16 protein-coding genes are annotated in these 17,066 nt (G+C 69.4%); 13 read left to right on the top strand and 3 right to left on the bottom strand.

Annotation, left to right across the window (positions count from 1 at the left end):
• Positions 1-163: 163 nt before the first annotated feature.
• Entirely contained in the window at positions 164-1,150 is a 987-nt protein-coding gene (locus tag ACH45E_RS17605; RefSeq protein ID WP_361440714.1) for a RecB family exonuclease, read from the bottom strand.
• 184 nt (positions 1,151-1,334) lie between these two features.
• Between ACH45E_RS17605 and ACH45E_RS17610 the strand changes: the two genes are divergently transcribed.
• The 3 genes from ACH45E_RS17610 to ACH45E_RS17620 all read left to right on the top strand — a co-directional run bounded on the left by ACH45E_RS17610 (position 1,335) and on the right by ACH45E_RS17620 (position 4,839).
• Positions 1,335-3,020 (top strand): site-2 protease family protein, encoded by a 1,686-nt coding sequence (locus ACH45E_RS17610; protein ID WP_361440717.1) that lies wholly within the window; start codon positions 1,335-1,337, stop codon positions 3,018-3,020.
• 50 nt (positions 3,021-3,070) lie between these two features.
• On the top strand, positions 3,071-3,973 hold the full coding sequence (locus ACH45E_RS17615; protein ID WP_361440720.1) for a tRNA (adenine-N1)-methyltransferase: 903 nt from the start codon (positions 3,071-3,073) through the stop codon (positions 3,971-3,973).
• Between the two features lie 284 nt (positions 3,974-4,257).
• Complete coding sequence (locus ACH45E_RS17620; RefSeq protein ID WP_361440723.1) at positions 4,258-4,839, top strand: hypothetical protein; 582 nt, start codon at positions 4,258-4,260, stop codon at positions 4,837-4,839.
• Positions 4,840-4,904: 65 nt separating this feature from the next.
• Here ACH45E_RS17620 and ACH45E_RS17625 read toward each other — a convergent pair whose 3' ends face one another.
• Positions 4,905-5,210: a ferredoxin gene (locus ACH45E_RS17625; RefSeq protein ID WP_361440726.1), complete on the bottom strand. Its 306-nt coding sequence runs from the start codon at positions 5,208-5,210 to the stop codon at positions 4,905-4,907.
• A 243-nt stretch (positions 5,211-5,453) separates the two neighbouring features.
• On the opposite strand from ACH45E_RS17625, the gene arc reads away from it, so the two are divergent.
• The 6 genes from arc to prcA all read left to right on the top strand — a co-directional run bounded on the left by arc (position 5,454) and on the right by prcA (position 11,590).
• Entirely contained in the window at positions 5,454-7,220 is a 1,767-nt protein-coding gene (gene arc / locus ACH45E_RS17630; protein WP_361440729.1) for a proteasome ATPase, read from the top strand.
• Positions 7,221-7,452: 232 nt separating this feature from the next.
• Positions 7,453-8,964: a depupylase/deamidase Dop gene (gene dop / locus ACH45E_RS17635; RefSeq protein ID WP_361440732.1), complete on the top strand. Its 1,512-nt coding sequence runs from the start codon at positions 7,453-7,455 to the stop codon at positions 8,962-8,964.
• Between the two features lie 200 nt (positions 8,965-9,164).
• On the top strand, positions 9,165-9,383 hold the full coding sequence (locus tag ACH45E_RS17640; RefSeq protein WP_361440735.1) for a ubiquitin-like protein Pup: 219 nt from the start codon (positions 9,165-9,167) through the stop codon (positions 9,381-9,383).
• A gap of 6 nt (positions 9,384-9,389) precedes the next feature.
• Complete coding sequence (locus tag ACH45E_RS17645; protein WP_361440738.1) at positions 9,390-9,980, top strand: endonuclease VII domain-containing protein; 591 nt, start codon at positions 9,390-9,392, stop codon at positions 9,978-9,980.
• Positions 9,932-10,777 carry a proteasome subunit beta gene (gene prcB / locus ACH45E_RS17650; RefSeq protein WP_361440740.1) on the top strand — a complete coding sequence of 282 codons (846 nt, stop codon included), beginning with the start codon at positions 9,932-9,934 and terminating at the stop codon, positions 10,775-10,777. The genes ACH45E_RS17645 and prcB overlap by 49 nt, the downstream gene beginning before the upstream one ends.
• 60 nt (positions 10,778-10,837) lie before the next feature.
• Positions 10,838-11,590: a proteasome subunit alpha gene (prcA, locus tag ACH45E_RS17655; protein WP_361440743.1), complete on the top strand. Its 753-nt coding sequence runs from the start codon at positions 10,838-10,840 to the stop codon at positions 11,588-11,590.
• Positions 11,591-11,694: 104 nt separating this feature from the next.
• On the opposite strand, the gene ACH45E_RS17660 is transcribed toward prcA, so the two are convergent.
• Positions 11,695-12,711, bottom strand: a complete 1,017-nt coding sequence (locus ACH45E_RS17660; protein WP_361440746.1) for a LacI family DNA-binding transcriptional regulator — start codon at positions 12,709-12,711, stop codon at positions 11,695-11,697.
• A 114-nt stretch (positions 12,712-12,825) separates the two neighbouring features.
• Here ACH45E_RS17660 and ACH45E_RS17665 point away from each other — a divergent pair, with 114 nt between their 5' ends.
• From ACH45E_RS17665 to ACH45E_RS17680, 4 genes are all read left to right on the top strand, one after another.
• Positions 12,826-14,085, top strand: coding sequence for an MFS transporter (locus ACH45E_RS17665; RefSeq protein ID WP_361440749.1), 1,260 nt, complete (start codon positions 12,826-12,828; stop codon positions 14,083-14,085).
• A gap of 9 nt (positions 14,086-14,094) precedes the next feature.
• Positions 14,095-15,456, top strand: coding sequence for a Pup--protein ligase (gene pafA / locus ACH45E_RS17670; protein WP_194048080.1), 1,362 nt, complete (start codon positions 14,095-14,097; stop codon positions 15,454-15,456).
• A 112-nt stretch (positions 15,457-15,568) separates the two neighbouring features.
• A complete protein-coding gene (locus ACH45E_RS17675) occupies positions 15,569-16,582 on the top strand; it encodes an FKBP-type peptidyl-prolyl cis-trans isomerase (RefSeq protein ID WP_361440753.1) in 1,014 nt (337 codons plus the stop codon).
• A 92-nt stretch (positions 16,583-16,674) separates the two neighbouring features.
• Complete coding sequence (locus tag ACH45E_RS17680; RefSeq protein WP_361440756.1) at positions 16,675-17,055, top strand: FKBP-type peptidyl-prolyl cis-trans isomerase; 381 nt, start codon at positions 16,675-16,677, stop codon at positions 17,053-17,055.
• Positions 17,056-17,066 lie beyond the last annotated feature (11 nt).

Raw genomic sequence — 17,066 nt, forward strand, 5'->3', positions numbered from 1 at the left:
CCACCCTCACCGGCAGCGACTGTGCCTGTCGGGGGACGACCCCCGGACCCCCGGCCGAAGGCCCGCCGGCCACCCTCACCGGCAACGACTGTGCCTGTCGGGGGACGACCCCCGGACCCCCGGCCGAAGGCCCGCCGGCCACCCTCACCGGCAACGACTGTGCCTATCGGGGGACGACCCCCGGACCCCCGGCCGAAGGCCCGCCGGCCACCCTCACCGGCAACGGATACGGCGGGGGAGTACCACCGAACTCCGGACAGTGCGCCTGGTGGTCGCACCAGCCACACAGCTTCGTCGGCCGCGGCCGCCACTCACCGGTCCGCGTCGCCTCCTGGATCGCCTCCCACAGCGCCAGCAGCTTGCGCTCCACCCGCTCCAGGTCGGCGAGGGCCGGGTCGTACGTCACCACGTCACCGCTACCGAGGTAGACCAACTGGAGCCGGCGCGGGATCACGTTCTTCAGCCGCCAGACGACCAGGGCGTAGAACTTCATCTGGAACAGCGCGCCCTCGGCGTACTCGGGTCTCGGCGCCTTGCCCGTCTTGTAGTCGACGATCCGCACCTCGCCGGTCGCCGCCACGTCCACCCGGTCGATGATCCCGCGCAGCCGCAGCCCCGACTCCAGCTCCGCCTCCACGAACAGCTCGCGCTCGGCCGGCTCCAGGCGGGTCGGGTCCTCCAGCGTGAACCACCGCTCGACCAGCCGCTCGGCCTCGCCCAGCCAGCGGGCCAGCCGCTCGCCCTCCGGATCGTCCGCGAACAGCTCGACGACCTCCGGCCTGGTCTCCCGCAGCCGGTCCCACTGGCCGGGGATCAGCGACCTGGCGCGGGGCGCGGTCCGCTCGGTCGCCGGCGCGTCGAAGAGCCGCTCCAGCACCGCGTGCACCAGCGTGCCCCTGGTCGCCGCCTCGCTCGGCTTCTCCGGCAGCCGGTCGATCACCCGGAACCGGTACAGCAGGGGGCACTGCATGAAGTCACTGGCCCGCGAGGGCGACAGGGAAGCGGGCGGTACGACGGGGCGCCCGGCCGGGGCGTCCGCCGCGGTCGCCGTGTCCGGCACAGACGTCCCCGCGCCGCCCGCGAGCAGCGGATCCGCCTCCGCGCCCGCGCCGCCCCCGGCCTCCGCCGTGCCCTCGATGCTGCTGTCCATGACCACAGACCATACGGCCCGCCACTGACAGTCACCCAGTCGCGGGCCGCACCTGTGGACAACACCGCTCCCACACAGGGGGTGCCGGGGCGAAACGCACGACGACGGCCGCATACCATCGACCTCGAGACCCTTCCGCCCGGCACCCGGCAGACGCGGAAGACGCTTCGAACGAGGGGACACCGTGGACGTGAGCGGCGCGAGCGGGCAGCCGCGGTCCGGCGACGACAAGCCGACCGAGCACCCCGCGGGTCCTACGGCCCCGGCCACCGACCCCGGCCCCGGCCCGCACGAGACGCCTGCCGCCGACAGCCCGACCCCCACCCCGGAAGAAGCAGCGGACCCCACCCCCGCCACATCCGAACAGCCGACCGACCCCTCAGGCCCCCGCCCGGAGCCCGGCGAGAACACCCCCGCCGCCCCGGCGGCCCCCCCGCCCCACCAGCCCGGCGACGAGCCGGCCGCCCGCCCCGACGTGGAAGCCCACCGAAGGTCCGACGACCACGCCGGCGCACCGGCCGACCCGGACAGGGCTGCCCCGGGCACCGCACCACAGACCGGCGGCACGCCCGAGGACGCGCCCCCGCGGCAGGACACCCCCCGCCCGCACGCCGAGCCGGCGCCGACACATCCGCACCCGAGCGACACCACCCGCTCCGAAGCCCACACCGGCACCAGGAGGAGCCGCCCGCCCCGGCGCCCCCGCGAACCCGGCGGCGGCCTGCTCATGGGACGCCCCTTCGGCGTGCCGGTGTACGTCGCACCCAGCTGGTTCCTCGTCGCCGCGCTGATCACCTGGGTGTTCGGCGGACAGCTCGACCGCGTCCTGCCCGAACTCGGCGCCGCCCGCTACCTCGTCTCCCTCTTCTTCGCCGTCGCCTTCTACGCCTCCGTCCTCATCCACGAGCTCGCCCACACCGTCGCGGCCCTCCGCTTCAAACTCCCGGTCCGCCGCATCCAGCTCCAGTTCTTCGGCGGCGTCTCCGAGATCGAGAAGGAGGCCGAGACCCCTGGACGGGAATTCGTGCTGGCCTTCGTCGGCCCGCTGCTCTCCCTCGTCCTCGCCGGACTGTTCTACCTCGCCATGCTGCCCGTCGAACCCGGCACCGTCCCCGGCGTCCTGCTGGCCGGCCTCATGGTCTCCAACCTCATCGTGGCCGTCTTCAACCTCCTGCCCGGCCTCCCCCTCGACGGCGGCCGCATGCTCCGCGCCGTCGTCTGGAAGATCACCGGCAAACCCATGAGCGGCACGATCGCCGCCGCCTGGGTCGGCCGCGCCCTCGCCGTCACCGTCCTCATCGGCCTCCCCCTGCTCACCCAGTCCGGCGCGCTCGGCACCACCGCCGAGGACAACGTGGGCATGGACACCGTCACCGACGCCCTGCTCGCCGCGATCCTCGCCGCGATCATCTGGACCGGCGCCGGCAACAGCCTGCGCATGGCCCGGCTCCGCGAACACCTCCCGGAACTACGCGCCCGCAACCTCACCCGCCGCGCCGTCCCCGTGGAGTCCGACACCCCGCTCTCCGAGGCCCTGCGCCGCGCCAACGCCGCCGGCGCCCGCGCCCTTGTGGTCGTCGACGCCGAGGGAAACCCCCTCTCCCTCGTCCGCGAGGCCGCCATCGTCGGCGTACCCGAACACCGCCGCCCCTGGGTCACCGTCAGCGGCCTCGCCCAGGAACTCACCGACGGCATGCGCGTCTCCGCGGAACTGGCCGGCGAGGACCTCCTCGACACCCTGCGCGCCACCCCCGCGACCGAATACCTCGTCATCGAGGACAGCGGCGAGATCTACGGCGTCCTGTCCGCCGCCGACGTGGAACGCGCCTTCGTCAAGGCGATGGCCCGACCCACCCCGCAGTCCTCCTAGGAACCCCGCAGATGGTCGGCGACCCCCGCAAACGCCGGTAGGCTGGTCACATGTCCGAACCGACCGGTGCCGCCCGCAGGCGCGGGCCCTTCAAGGTCGGGGACCAGGTACAGCTGACCGACCCCAAGGGCCGCCACTACACGTTCACGCTCGAGGCCGGGAAGAACTTCCACACCCACAAGGGTTCCTTCCCGCACGACGAACTGATCGGCGCTCCCGAGGGCAGCGTTGTCCGCACCACCGGAAACGTCGCCTACCTCGCGCTGCGCCCCCTGCTCCCCGACTACGTCCTGTCCATGCCCCGCGGGGCAGCCGTCGTCTACCCCAAGGACGCGGGGCAGATCCTCGCCTTCGCCGACATCTTCCCCGGCGCGCGCGTCGTCGAGGCCGGCGTCGGCTCCGGCTCGCTCAGCAGCTTCCTGCTGCGCGCCATCGGCGACCACGGCATGCTGCACAGCTACGAGCGCCGCGAGGACTTCGCCGAGATCGCCAAGCAGAACGTCGAGCGCTACTTCGGCGGCCCCCACCCGGCCTGGCAGCTCACCGTGGGCGACCTCCAGGACAACCTGTCCGACGCCGACGTCGACCGCGTCATCCTCGACATGCTCGCCCCCTGGGAATGCCTGGAGGCCGTCTCCAAGGCACTGGTGCCCGGCGGCATCCTGTGCTGCTACGTCGCCACCACCACCCAGCTCGCCCGGACCGTGGAGTCCATCCGCGAGGTCGGCTGCTTCAACGAGCCGACCTCCTGGGAGACCATGATCCGCAACTGGCACATCGAGGGCCTCGCCGTCCGCCCCGACCACCGGATGATCGGCCACACCGGCTTCCTCCTCACCGCCCGCCGCCTCGCCGACGGCGTCGAGCCGCCCATGCGCCGCCGCCGCCCCGCCAAGGGCGCCTACGGCGAGGACTACGCCGGCCCCAACGCCGACGGAGGCGCCGGCCGCTGAGCCGTCACCTCCGGGCCGTCCCCTTCCGGTTGGTCGTCCCTTTCTGCGGCATTGCCACCCCTGTGACGGCATTTGCCGCCCAGCCGCACCAACGCACGGGCGCCCCGTCGAAGTTCCCGAGACCCAATCGGAACTCCGCCGGGGCGCCCGCGCGTTGACGGAGCACCAGGAACCGAGCGCCCAGCGGGCCGAGGAACCCCTGACCCTGCCGTTCCCCCGAACTGTGACGTGTGGCACCATGCTGGCCACCCCCACCGGCACAGCCCTCACAGGAGACGCTCCTAGTGCAGCAATCCGCCGTCCCGGAACTCGCTCACGCCCACCCCCGCCCGATCCACTGGCTCGCCACCGCCACGGCCGTCGCCGGAGTCGTGGCCCTCTCCTCGGTCCTCCAGCCCGGCTCCGCCACCGCCGCCCAGCCGAGCACCGGCACCGAAGCGAAGTCCGCCCCCGTGGCCGCCGCACCACCCACCACCGCGGGCGTCGCCTTCCCCCTCGCCTGCGGACGCGTGAAGGCCGTGGTGGCCAAGAAGGCGACCGGGGACCTCGACGGCGACGGCAGCCCCGAGACGGTCGCCGTGGTCCACTGCGACTCCGCCATGGGCACCCCACCCGACGGCGTCTACGTCCTCACCCGCGCCGCCGACACCAAGAAGCCGCGCGTCGTCGCCACCCTCGTCGACCCCAAGGAACGGCTCACCGTCTCCGACTTCACCGTCCGCGCCGGAGCCGTCACCGCCACCCTGTACGGCTACTCCTCGTCCGGCGTGCCCAGTTGCTGCCCCGACCTCAAGACCCCGGCCAAGTGGCAGTGGAAGGGGAACGCGTTCGTCCGCTCCACCCCGGACGAGGCCCGCGGCGTCTGAAACCGGCTCCCCGCGCGCGAACCATGTGAGAAATCAGACAATGCGCACGGCACGTGCCCGGAAGGTCACTCCGCGTCAGGACCGTAAACCTCTGTCCTGTCCGAAACCCGACGCACATGGATGCACTCGCCCGGACACTCCTTCGCCGAATCCACCACATCCGTGAGAAGCGGCAGAGGAACGGGCGTTGCGGCCCCCCTGGCCTGCAACAGCTCCTCGTCCGGGCCCTTCACGTAAGCCAGGCCGTCGATGTCCAGCTCGAACACCTCCGGCGCGTACTGGGCGCAGATACCGTCGCCCGTACACAGATCCTGGTCGATCCAGACCTCCAGCGCCTCTGTGCCGCTTCGGGTCTCCTGCTGCACGGTCATCTCTCCTGCCGTTTGATCGCCGAGCCGACGGGAATCCGGCCAGCTCTGACGGGTGTTGAACACCTCGACCCTACCCGTGGCGGCTTCCCGAGCATGTTCGGTGGGTATTCCCCTGATGCGAGGGAGAGCGCAAGGGTGAAGATCGGACACTCCTTGACAGTCTTTGTGATCTAGGGGTTTCAATCGACACCCACCCAGGTAGGGTCTGGAAGCGTCCAGCTCCCCTTGGAGGAGGTGAGGACCGTGGCAGCCCACGACGACGACATGAACCGCGGCATCCGCCCGGGACGAGGGTCCGACGACCCGTCCGGGCAGATCGCCTACCTTGAGCAGGAGATCGCCGTCCTGCGACGCAAGCTCGCCGACTCTCCGCGACACACGAGGATTCTCGAAGAGCGGATCGTCGAGCTGCAGACGAACCTGGCCGGCGTGTCCGCCCAGAACGAAAGACTCGCCAACACACTCCGCGAGGCCCGCGACCAGATCGTGGCCCTCAAGGAAGAAGTCGACCGGCTCGCCCAGCCGCCGGCCGGCTTCGGCGTCTTCCTGCAGGCCATCGAGGACGGCACCGCCGACATCTTCACCGGCGGCCGCAAGCTCCGGGTGAACGTCAGCCCGAGCGTCGAACTCGACGACCTCAGGCGCGGCCAGGAAGTAATGCTCAACGAAGCGCTCAACGTGGTCGAAGCCATGGAGTACGAGCGCGTCGGGGACATCGTCACCCTCAAGGAGATCCTCGAGGACGGCGAGCGCGCCCTGGTGCTGGGGCACACCGACGAGGAACGGGTGGTACGGCTCGCCGAGCCGCTGCTGGACGTCACCATCCGCCCCGGCGACGCCCTGCTGCTCGAACCCCGCTCCGGCTACGTCTACGAAGTGGTCCCCAAGAGCGAGGTCGAGGAACTCGTCCTCGAAGAGGTCCCCGACATCGGCTACGAGCAGATCGGCGGCCTCGGCGGCCAGATCGAGGCCATCCGCGACGCGGTCGAGCTCCCCTACCTCTACCCGGACCTGTTCAAGGAGCACGAACTGCGCCCGCCCAAGGGAGTCCTGCTCTACGGACCCCCCGGATGCGGCAAGACGCTCATCGCCAAGGCCGTCGCCAACTCGCTGGCCAAGAAGGTCGCCGAGGTCACCGGCCAAGCCGCAGGCAAGAGCTTCTTCCTCAACATCAAGGGCCCCGAGCTCCTGAACAAGTACGTCGGCGAAACCGAGCGGCAGATCCGCCTCGTCTTCCAGCGAGCCCGGGAGAAGGCCAGCGAGGGCACCCCCGTCATCGTCTTCTTCGACGAGATGGAATCCCTCTTCCGCACCCGTGGCTCCGGCGTCAGCTCGGACGTGGAGAACACCATCGTCCCGCAGCTGCTCGCCGAGATCGACGGCGTGGAAGGCCTGCAGAACGTGGTCGTCATCGGCGCCTCCAACCGCGAGGACATGATCGACCCCGCCATCCTGCGCCCCGGCCGGCTCGACGTGAAGATCAAGATCGAGCGTCCCGACGCCGAAGCGGCCAAGGACATCTTCGGGAAGTACCTCACCGAACGCCTCCCGCTGCACGCGGACGACCTCGGCGAGCACCAGAGCGACAAGTCCCTCACGGTCCAGAGCATGATCCAGACCGCGGTCGAGCACATGTACGCCGAATCCGAGGAAAACCGCTTCCTGGAGGTCACCTACGCCAATGGTGACAAGGAAGTCCTCTACTTCAAGGACTTCAACTCCGGCGCCATGATCGAAAACATCGTCGGACGCGCCAAGAAAATGGCGATCAAGGAATTCCTCGACAACAACCAGAAGGGCCTCCGCGTCTCCCACCTCCTCCAGGCCTGCGTGGACGAGTTCAAGGAGAACGAGGACCTGCCGAACACCACCAACCCCGACGACTGGGCCCGCATCTCCGGAAAGAAGGGCGAACGGATCGTCTACATCCGCACCCTCATCACCGGAAAGCAGGGCGCGGACACCGGACGCTCCATCGACACGGTGGCGAACACCGGTCAGTACCTGTAAAAGCAGGGCGGCTGCGGGTGCCCTCGACGGGTACCCGCAGCCGACTGCTTTTCGGGCACCGCCGGAGCAGGCAAATGACGCAAATGATCTCCCCACCAGCGCAAAGGCGTTCTAGGCTCTTTCCTACCGCCGAGTCGCGCAGTGCGGGGACGGGCACCGCACACGCACCGGAGCGCCAGCGGTACTTGAGCGGCGTCCACGACCGAGGGCGCCGCCGGGCAAGGAGGGCCGCATGACCGTACGGCGAGTAATGGGCATCGAGACGGAGTACGGCATCTCCGTCCCCGGCCACCCCAACGCCAATGCCATGCTCACCTCATCCCAGATCGTCAACGCCTACGCCGCGGCGATGCACCGGGCCCGCCGGGCCCGCTGGGACTTCGAGGAGGAGAACCCGCTGCGGGACGCCCGAGGCTTCGACCTCGCCCGCGAGGCCGCCGACTCCAGCCAGCTCACCGACGAGGACATCGGCCTCGCCAACGTGATCCTCACCAACGGCGCGCGCCTCTACGTCGACCACGCACACCCCGAATACAGCGCCCCCGAGGTCACCAACCCCCGCGACGCCGTCCTCTGGGACAAGGCCGGCGAACGGATCATGGCCGAGGCCGCGGAACGGGCCGCCCAGCTCCCCGGAGCCCAGCCGATCCACCTCTACAAGAACAACACCGACAACAAGGGCGCCTCCTACGGCACGCACGAGAACTACCTGATGAAGCGGGAAACCCCGTTCTCGGACATCGTGCGCCACCTCACGCCCTTCTTCGTCTCCCGCCAGGTCTTCGCCGGCGCCGGCCGCGTCGGCATCGGCCAGGACGGCCACGAACACGGCTTCCAGCTCAGCCAGCGCGCCGACTACTTCGAGGTCGAGGTGGGCCTGGAGACCACCCTGAAGCGCCCGATCATCAACACCCGGGACGAACCCCACGCGGACGCGGAGAAATACCGCCGCCTGCACGTGATCATCGGCGACGCCAACCTCTCCGAGATCTCCACCTACCTCAAGCTCGGCACGACCGCCCTGGTCCTGTCCATGATCGAGGACGGCTTCATCGCCGTCGACCTGGCCGTCGACCAGCCCGTGCGCACCCTCCACCAGGTCTCCCACGACCCGACGCTCAAGCGCCTGGTCACCCTGCGCAGCGGCCGCACACTCACCGCCGTCCAGCTCCAGATGGAGTACTTCGAGCTCTCACGCAAATATGTCGAGGAACGCTTCGGCGCGGACGCCGACGAGCAGACCAAGGACGTCCTCTCCCGTTGGGAGGACACCCTCAACCGGCTCGAGAACGACCCCATGAGCCTCGCCGGCGAGCTCGACTGGGTGGCCAAACGAGAGCTCATGGAGGGCTACCGCCGCCGCGACAACCTCGACTGGGACGCCGCCCGGCTGCACCTGGTGGACCTCCAGTACGCCGACGTACGGCCCGAGAAGGGCCTGTACAACCGTCTGGTGGCCCGCGGGCGCATCAAGCGGCTCCTGGACGAGGCCGAGGTCGAGCGGGCCCGTACGAAGCCGCCGGAGGACACCCGGGCCTACTTCCGCGGACGCTGCCTGGAGCAGTACGCCGACGACGTCGCGGCGGCCTCCTGGGACTCGGTGATCTTCGACCTGCCCGGGCGGGACTCCCTCCAGCGCGTTCCAACCCTCGAACCACTTCGCGGAACGCGAAATCACGTCAAGGCACTACTGGACCGCTGCCGCACGGCGGAAGACCTGGTCAGGGTCCTGTCAGGCGGCTGAGCGGGGCCTTTCCGGGTACTCGGACCGGCCCGGGCGGGCAGGGTGGAAATCCCGCCGCCCGGGAATCATCGAGGTGGCCCCCGCACGTTGTACGAACTGCGGGGCCGATGTCGGACCCGGCTTGTAGGGTCTGATCATCACCGATCGGCAGGAATGCCGACCTGTCGACCATGTCGGGCGAACTGAGCGGGGTGAGGGTTATGGCGACCAAGGACACCGGCGGCGGCCAGCAGAAGGCGACGCGCTCCACGGAAGAGGTCGAGGAGCAGACGCAGGAGGCGCAGGGCTCGGAGGACCTCAAGGAGCGCCACGAGAAGCTGAGCGATGACGTGGACTCCGTGCTGGACGAAATCGATGATGTGCTCGAGGAGAACGCCGAGGATTTCGTGCGCTCATTTGTCCAAAAAGGTGGGGAGTAGTACTTAATGTCCGATTTGAGTGTCGAGAAGCGACGCTCGGCATGCAAGCGGACACTTCCTGCCAGCGCATTCGCGGCCAACAGGTCCAAGCTCGAAGGGCTCCAGGATCGTTGCCGCGAATGCGGGGCAGAGGCCTACCGGCGGAGCCGCGAGGCTCAGGGCAAGAAGGTTCGCAGAGTGGATGTGCCCGAGGGGCACAAGCACTGCCTGGGCTGCGACGAGGTCAAGCCGTGGAGCGAGTGGCATAGAAACGCGTCGGCCTCCGACGGATTGTCGACGCGCTGTGAAGCGTGCCGAGCTGTCGCGGGACGCGAGCGTCACCTGAAGCGCCACTACGGCCTCACCCAAGCCGAGCGTGACGCATTGGTCGCCTCTCAAAAGAGGCTCTGTGTGATCTGCCTGAAGGCTTCGGCCGTACATGTGGATCACTGCCACAAGACGGGTAGGGTCCGTGGCGTACTGTGCTTCAACTGCAATTCGGCCATCGGCAAGTTGGGTGACGATCCCGCAGCCGTACGCCGTGCCGCTGCCTATCTGGAAGGAACCTCGTGGAAGCCAATACTCGTGGCACCGGGCGTCTACCAGCTGCCTTCCTGACGCCAGGATCCTCCTCCTTCATGGACTTCCTCTCGGACCACCAGCCCGAGATGCTCCCGGGCAACCGGCAGCTGCCCCCCACCCAGGGCGTCATCGAGGCGCCGCACGGCACCACGATCGTGGCCGTCAGCTTCCCCGGCGGTGTGGTGCTCGCCGGTGACCGCCGGGCCACCATGGGCAACATGATCGCCCAGCGGGACATCGAGAAGGTGTTCCCGGCGGACGAGTACTCCGCCGTGGGCATCGCCGGCACCGCCGGTCTCGCCGTGGAGATGGTCAAGCTCTTCCAGCTCGAGCTGGAGCACTTCGAGAAGGTCGAGGGCGCCCAGCTGTCGCTGGAGGGCAAGGCGAACCGGCTGTCGACCATGATCCGTTCCAACCTCGGCATGGCCATGCAGGGCCTGGCCGTGGTGCCGCTCTTCGCCGGTTACGACGTGGACCGCGAGAAGGGCCGCATCTTCTCCTACGACGTCACGGGCGGACGCTCCGAGGAGCACGGCTACGCGGCGACGGGCTCCGGCTCGATCTTCGCGCGCGGTGCCATGAAGAAGCTGTTCCGCGACGACCTGACCGAGGACCAGGCCACGACGCTCGTGGTGCAGGCCCTGTACGACGCGGCTGACGACGACTCGGCGACCGGTGGTCCCGATGTCGCCCGCCGGATCTACCCCATCGTCACCGTGATCACCGAGGACGGCTTCCGCCGGCTCACCGACGACGAGTCGTCGGAGATCGCCCGTTCGATTCTCGAACGGCGGCTGGAGCAGCCCGACGGTCCGCGGGCCGCGCTGCTGTAGCCCTCGGCCCTCCTCGCCCAGGTGATCGCAGTGACTTCCACAGAAAGGGACGGATAGCCGGTGTCGACGCCGTTCTATGTCTCACCCCAGCAGGCCATGGCCGACCGGGCGGAGTACGCCCGCAAGGGCATCGCCCGTGGCCGCAGCCTCGTGGTGCTCCAGTACGCCGACGGCATCGTCTTCGTCGGTGAGAACCCGTCCCGCGCGCTGCACAAGTTCAGCGAGATCTACGACCGGATCGGCTTCGCGGCCGCCGGCAAGTACAACGAGTACGAGAACCTGCGGATCGGTGGCGTGCGCTACGCCGACCTGCGTGGTTACACCTACGACCGGGACGACGTGACGGCCAGGGGTCTGGCCAACGTCTACGCCCAGACGCTGGGCACGATCTTCTCCAGTGCGGCCGAGAAGCCGTACGAGGTGGAGCTGGTGGTCGCCGAGGTGGGGGAGACCCCGGAGGGTGACCAGATCTACCGCCTGCCGCACGACGGTTCGATCGTGGACGAGCACGGCTCGGTCGCGGTCGGCGGCAACGCCGAGCAGATCAGCAGCTTCCTGGACCAGCGTCACCAGGACGGTATGTCGCTGGCCGAGGCGCTGAAGCTGGCGGTGCAGGCCCTGTCCCGTGACACCAACGGCAGTGAGCGGGAGATTCCCGCCGAGCGTCTGGAGGTGGCGGTGCTGGACCGTACGCGGCCGCAGCAGCGCAAGTTCAAGCGGATCGTCGGCCGGCAGCTCTCCCGGCTGCTGGCGGCGAACGGCGCGAGCACGGAGGCGGAGAGCGCCGAGGAGGACAGCTCCGAGGAGGAGTAGGTCCTCGTCCCGCACCCCGCCCGCCACGCGCCCCGGCCGATCCTTTCGGCCGGGGCGCGTCGCGTCAGAGAGCTCCAGAGGGCGTCGGGTGGCGTCAGAGGGCGTCAGGTGGCGCGTGGCGGCGCCGTGGAGCCCCGTACCACCAGTTCCACCGGTATGTCCCCGCCCTCTGGCCGCGCGCCCTCCAGGACCGCGAGGAGGGCGCGCATGCCGCGTTCGCCGAAGAGCTCGGCGTCCAGGCGGACGGTGGTCAGTTCGGGGTCGATGGCGGTGGCGAGGGCGAGGTCGTCGAGGCCGGTGACGGACATGTCGTCCGGGATGCGCAGGCCGAGGCGGCGCAGGGCCTTGTAGGCGCCTGCGGCGAGTTTGTCGTCGTCGCAGACGAGGGCGGTGGGGTGGGGGCCCGGGCCGGTGAGGGCGGCGGTGGTGGCGGCGAGGGCGCCTTCGATGGAGATGGGGGCGTGGACGGTGCGGATGTCGGTACCGGGGACGGCGCCGACGTGTGCGGCGAGCTCGCGGGCGCGTACCTCGAAGGTCCAGGAGGCGACCTCCGCGGCGAGGTGCAGGAAGCGCCGGTGGCCGAGGCCGAGCAGGTGTTCGGCGACCTGTCGTACGCCGTCCGCGATGTCCAGGTTGACGGTGGCGGCGCCGAGGCTGCCGTGGGGGTCGCTGTCGAGCATGACGAGGGGGAGCTGGTCGCCGCGGATGGCGGTGAGGGCGTCGGCGGCCATGGAGGAGGCGATGACGCCGTCGAGGGCGGCTGACGCGGAGGCGAAGGGGTCGCGGGCGGGGCCGATGCCTTCGGGGGAGGGGTAGAGGACGACGCCGAAGCCGTGCTGGGCGGCGACGCGGGCGGCGCCGGTGTAGACGCCGGCGAAGAATTCGGTGGTGAGGGCGGGTACGACGAGGAGTACGGTGCGGGTGCGGCCGAGGCGCAGGTTGCGGGCGGCGAGGTTGGGCCGGTAGCCGAGGTCGCGTGCGGCTTCGCGGACGCGTTCGGCGGTGGCCGCGGACACCCGGCCGCGCCATTTGTCGCCGAGGACGAGTGAGACGGCCGCTTGGGAGACTCCGGCGGCCTGGGCGACGTCACGGCTGGTCGGGCGCGTGTTGCTGGGTGCCACCGTGGGTGCGCTCCTTCGGCTGGTTCGTTGCCCCGGTCCTTCGTCTGGACGCGTGAACAGCGCACATGGTACGTATGGAAAGTTGACGTTATACGTAAAACTTGGAGGCAGTCGATGGCCGCGGGATACCTGGAGATCCTCAGAGCCAAGCACGCGGTCCGGCTGCTGACCGGCACCTTGGTGGGCCGTCTGCCGAACGCCACGGCGGCCATCGCGCTGGTGCTCTTCGTCCGCGGCCAGGGCGGCACGTACGGCCTCGCCGGGGCTCTGGCAGCGGTCTACGGTGTCGCGAACGCCGTGGGGCAGCCGGTCCTGGGCAGGCTCGTGGACCTCCACGGGCAGCCGCGTGTGCAGCTGCCCGCCGCGCTGGCCTCGGCCCTGGCGATGACGGCGTTCGCCTTTTCCGGCATCGACCCGCTGCCGTTCGCCTACGCCGCCGTCGCGGCGGCCGGGCTCTTCACCCCGCCCCTGGAGGGTGGTCTGCGGGCCCTGTGGCCGTCCGTGCTGCGGCGGGAGGAGCAGGTGCACACGGCGTACGCGATGGACGCGGTGGCCCAGGAGGTCATGTTCACGGTCGGCCCGCTGCTGGTGACGCTGTGCGTGTCGCTGTGGGACGAGCGGGCCGCGCTGCTGGTCCTGAACGCCGTGGGGGTGCTGGGCGCGCTCTCGGTGGTCGTCTCGCCGCCTTCGCGCGCGTGGCGGTCGGCTCCCCGGGAGGCGCACTGGCTGGGCGCCCTGCGTTCGCCGGGCTTGCTGGCGTTGCTGGGTGCCTTCCTGTTCGTGGGTGTCGCGCTGGGTTCCATCACGGTGGCCTCGGTGCCGTACGCCGACGGGCACGGCGGGGACGCGGTGTACGGCTGGCTGATGGCGGCGCTGGGCCTGGGCGCGCTATTGGGCGGCACGGTGTACGGGGCGCGGCAGTGGGCCGGGGTGCCGGAGCGGCGACTGAGGGCGCTGGTCGGTCTTCTGGCGGTGTGTTATCTGCCGCTGATGCTGATGCCGGGCGCGGTGGCGATGGTGCTGCTGACGGCGGTCTCCGGGGTGTTTCTCGCGCCGTGCATCGCCTGTGCGTTCATCATCGTGGACCGGCACGCGCCGGCGGGTACGGTCACCGAGGCGTTCTCGTGGCTCGTGACGACGTTCACGGTGGGTGCGTCGGTGGGAACGGGCCTGGCGGGCCCGGTCGTCGAGGCGGGCGGGGCGCTGTGGGGATTTGCCGTGCCGGGTGCCGCGGGTGCGGTGTCGCTGCTGGTCCTGGTGGCCACCGGGCGGGTCCTCGCAGCTCCTGCCGGGGGTGCGGTCGTTGCGGCTTCATCGGAAAATGATCCAAATCGTGCTGCCGAACCCCGTTTCAGCTCGGGGGATCGGGCGTAATGTTCACTCATGGACCGCCGCATTTTCGGGCTGGAGAACGAGTACGGCGTCACGTGCACGTTCAGGGGACAGCGCCGCCTGTCGCCTGACGAGGTGGCGCGGTACCTCTTCCGCCGTGTCGTGTCATGGGGCCGCAGCAGTAATGTCTTTCTGCGAAACGGCGCCCGGCTATATCTCGACGTGGGGTCACATCCGGAATACGCGACACCGGAATGTGACAATGTGACCGAACTGGTCACCCACGACAAGGCCGGCGAGCGCATTCTCGAGGGACTCCTGGTGGACGCGGAACGACGCCTGCACGAGGAGGGAATCGCGGGCGACGTCTACCTCTTCAAGAACAACACGGACTCGGCGGGCAACTCTTATGGTTGCCACGAGAACTATCTGGTGGCGCGGCACGGGGAGTTCTCCCGGCTCGCGGACATCCTCATTCCGTTCCTGGTCACCCGGCAGCTGCTGTGCGGCGCCGGCAAGGTGCTGCAGACCCCGCGTGGCGCGGTGTACTGCGTCAGTCAGCGGGCGGAGCACATCTGGGAGGGCGTCTCCTCGGCGACGACCCGCTCCCGGCCCATCATCAACACGCGTGACGAGCCGCACGCGGACGCCGAGCGCTATCGCCGCCTGCATGTCATCGTGGGCGACTCGAACATGTCCGAGACGACCATGCTGCTCAAGGTCGGTGCCACCGATCTGGTGCTGCGCATGATCGAGGCGGGCACGGTGATGCGCGACCTGACCCTGGAGAACCCGATCCGGGCGATCCGCGAGGTCAGTCACGACATCACCGGCCGGCGCAAGGTGCGTCTGGCCAGCGGCCGGGAGGCCTCCGCGCTGGAGGTGCAGCGGGAGTACTACGAGAAGGCCGTGGACTTCTGCGAGCGCCGCGGTATCCGTACCGGCACGGTCGAGCAGGTGCTGGAGCTGTGGGGCCGCACGCTGGACGCGATCGAGACCGAGGACCTCGACCGTATCGGCACCGAGATCGACTGGGTGATGAAGTACAAGCTCATCGAGCGGTACCGGGCCAAGCACAACATGACGATGTCGCATCCGCGGGTCGCTCAGATAGACCTCGCGTACCACGACATCCACCGTCGTCGTGGCCTGTACTACCTGCTGGAGAAGAAGGGTCAAGCCGCGCGGATCTGCAACGACTTGAAGATCTTCGAGGGCAAGTCGGTTCCTCCGCAGACCACTCGGGCGCGGTTGCGCGGTGACTTCATCCGGCGGGCGCAGGAGCAGCGCCGGGACTTCACGGTCGACTGGGTGCACCTGAAGCTGAACGACCAGGCACAGCGGACCGTGTTGTGCAAGGACCCGTTCCGTTCGGTGGACGACCGGGTGGAGAAGCTGATCGCCGGAATGTGAGCCGGGTGTTGTTGTGACACGGGCGCCGTACGTTTCCCGTACGGCGCCCGTGTCACGCCGTAGAGTTGCGCGCACGCCATCCACAAGATCGACCGATTACGAGGCTCCCCCCGTGCGCCGACGCTCCCTCCTCCTTGCCGCCGTACCCGCAGGTCTGGTCACGCTCGCCGGTTGCGGCGACGACTCGTCCGAATCGAGCAAGGCCTCCGCGTCGCCGTCGGCCTCCGCCTCCTCCGTGCCGCCGCCGAAGATCGTGGACGGGCCGCTGCCCGCGATCACGGCGGGCAAGAAGTTCGGTGAGAAGCCGACGGTGGCCAAGGGCACGGGGGAGCCGTCGAAGAACCTGGCGGTCAGGACGGCGATCGCGGGCAGTGGGCGCGTGGTCGCGGAGAACGACTTCATCGTGGCGAACTACCTGGGCCAGATCTGGGCGACGGCGAAGGTCTTCGACAATTCCTACGACCGTAAGGCGCCCCTGGTCATGCAGCTCGCCCAGGGCAGCCTGATCGACGGCTGGCGGTACGCCCTGGCGGGCAAGAAGGTGGGCAGCCGGATCGAGATGGCCGTCCCGCCGACCTGGGGATACGGCAAGTCCGGTAACCCGGACGCGGGTATCAAGGGCACCGACACGCTGGTCTTCGTCGTCGACCTGGTGGATGCCTTCAACTCCAAGAGCTCCAGCAAGGGCAAGCCGGTGGCGCAGTCGGACGCGAGTCTGCCGACGGTCGGCACCAATACGGACGGCGGTGCTCCCTCGGTCGAGATCCACCAGCCGGATCCGCCGAAGAAGCTCGTGTCGAACTATGTCCTGGAGGGTGACGGGCCGGAGGTCAAGGCGAGCCAGACCATCCTGTGCCAGTTCCAGGGTCTGGTCTGGAAGAAGGGCAACAAGGGCAAGCCGTTCGTGGCGACGTACGGTACCGGGCGGCTGAGTCAGCTCTCCCTGGAGCAGATGCAGCAGGTCGTCAAGGGTCTGACCGATGGTGTCACGGGCAAGAAGGTGGGCAGCCGGGTCCTGATCGTGGTGCCCCCGGACCAGGGCTACGGTGACACCCCGCCGAGCGGAAGCCCCATCAAGAAGGACTCCACGCTGGTGTTCACGGTGGACATCCTGGCGGCGATGTAGCGCGCGCCGTGGTCCGCCCGCCGCGGGCGCTGGCGGCCTGGAGATGAAAGACTGTCCGCGTTCCGAGTCGTACACAAGCAGGAGCTTTAGACGTGAACATCGAGAAGCCCGAGATCGACTTCCCGGGCGGCGAGCCCCCGGCCGACCTCGAGATCAAGGACATCTGGGAGGGGGACGGCGAGGTCGCCGCGGCCGGTGACTTCGTCAAGGTTCACTACGTGGGCGTCGCGTTCTCCACCGGCGAGGAGTTCGACGCCTCCTGGAACCGCGGCACCCCGCTGGACTTCCAGCTCGGCATCGGCCAGGTCATCCAGGGCTGGGACAAGGGCGTGCAGGGCATGAAGGTCGGCGGTCGTCGCCAGCTGGTCATCCCCGCGCACCTCGCGTACGGCGACCGGGGTGCCGGTGGCCGGATCGCCCCGGGCGAGACGCTGATCTTCGTCTGCGACCTGGTGGGCGTTGCCAAGCGCTGACCGATCCTGGT

The organism is Streptomyces sp. NPDC020299 (assembly GCF_044387825.1).
Lineage (GTDB): Bacteria > Actinomycetota > Actinomycetes > Streptomycetales > Streptomycetaceae > Streptomyces.

What these genes read in the sequence shown, in the direction of transcription:
- dop (WP_361440732.1), top strand. Translation starts at nt 7,453, where the DNA reads ATGACCGTACGGCGAGTAATGGGCATCGAGACGGAGTACGGCATCTCC.
- pafA (WP_194048080.1), top strand. Translation starts at nt 14,095, where the DNA reads ATGGACCGCCGCATTTTCGGGCTGGAGAACGAGTACGGCGTCACGTGC.
- ACH45E_RS17625 (WP_361440726.1), bottom strand. Translation starts at nt 5,210, where the DNA reads ATGACCGTGCAGCAGGAGACCCGAAGCGGCACAGAGGCGCTGGAGGTC.
- ACH45E_RS17665 (WP_361440749.1), top strand. Translation starts at nt 12,826, where the DNA reads ATGGCCGCGGGATACCTGGAGATCCTCAGAGCCAAGCACGCGGTCCGG.
- ACH45E_RS17615 (WP_361440720.1), top strand. Translation starts at nt 3,071, where the DNA reads ATGTCCGAACCGACCGGTGCCGCCCGCAGGCGCGGGCCCTTCAAGGTC.
- ACH45E_RS17605 (WP_361440714.1), bottom strand. Translation starts at nt 1,150, where the DNA reads ATGGACAGCAGCATCGAGGGCACGGCGGAGGCCGGGGGCGGCGCGGGC.
- ACH45E_RS17645 (WP_361440738.1), top strand. Translation starts at nt 9,390, where the DNA reads ATGTCCGATTTGAGTGTCGAGAAGCGACGCTCGGCATGCAAGCGGACA.
- ACH45E_RS17640 (WP_361440735.1), top strand. Translation starts at nt 9,165, where the DNA reads ATGGCGACCAAGGACACCGGCGGCGGCCAGCAGAAGGCGACGCGCTCC.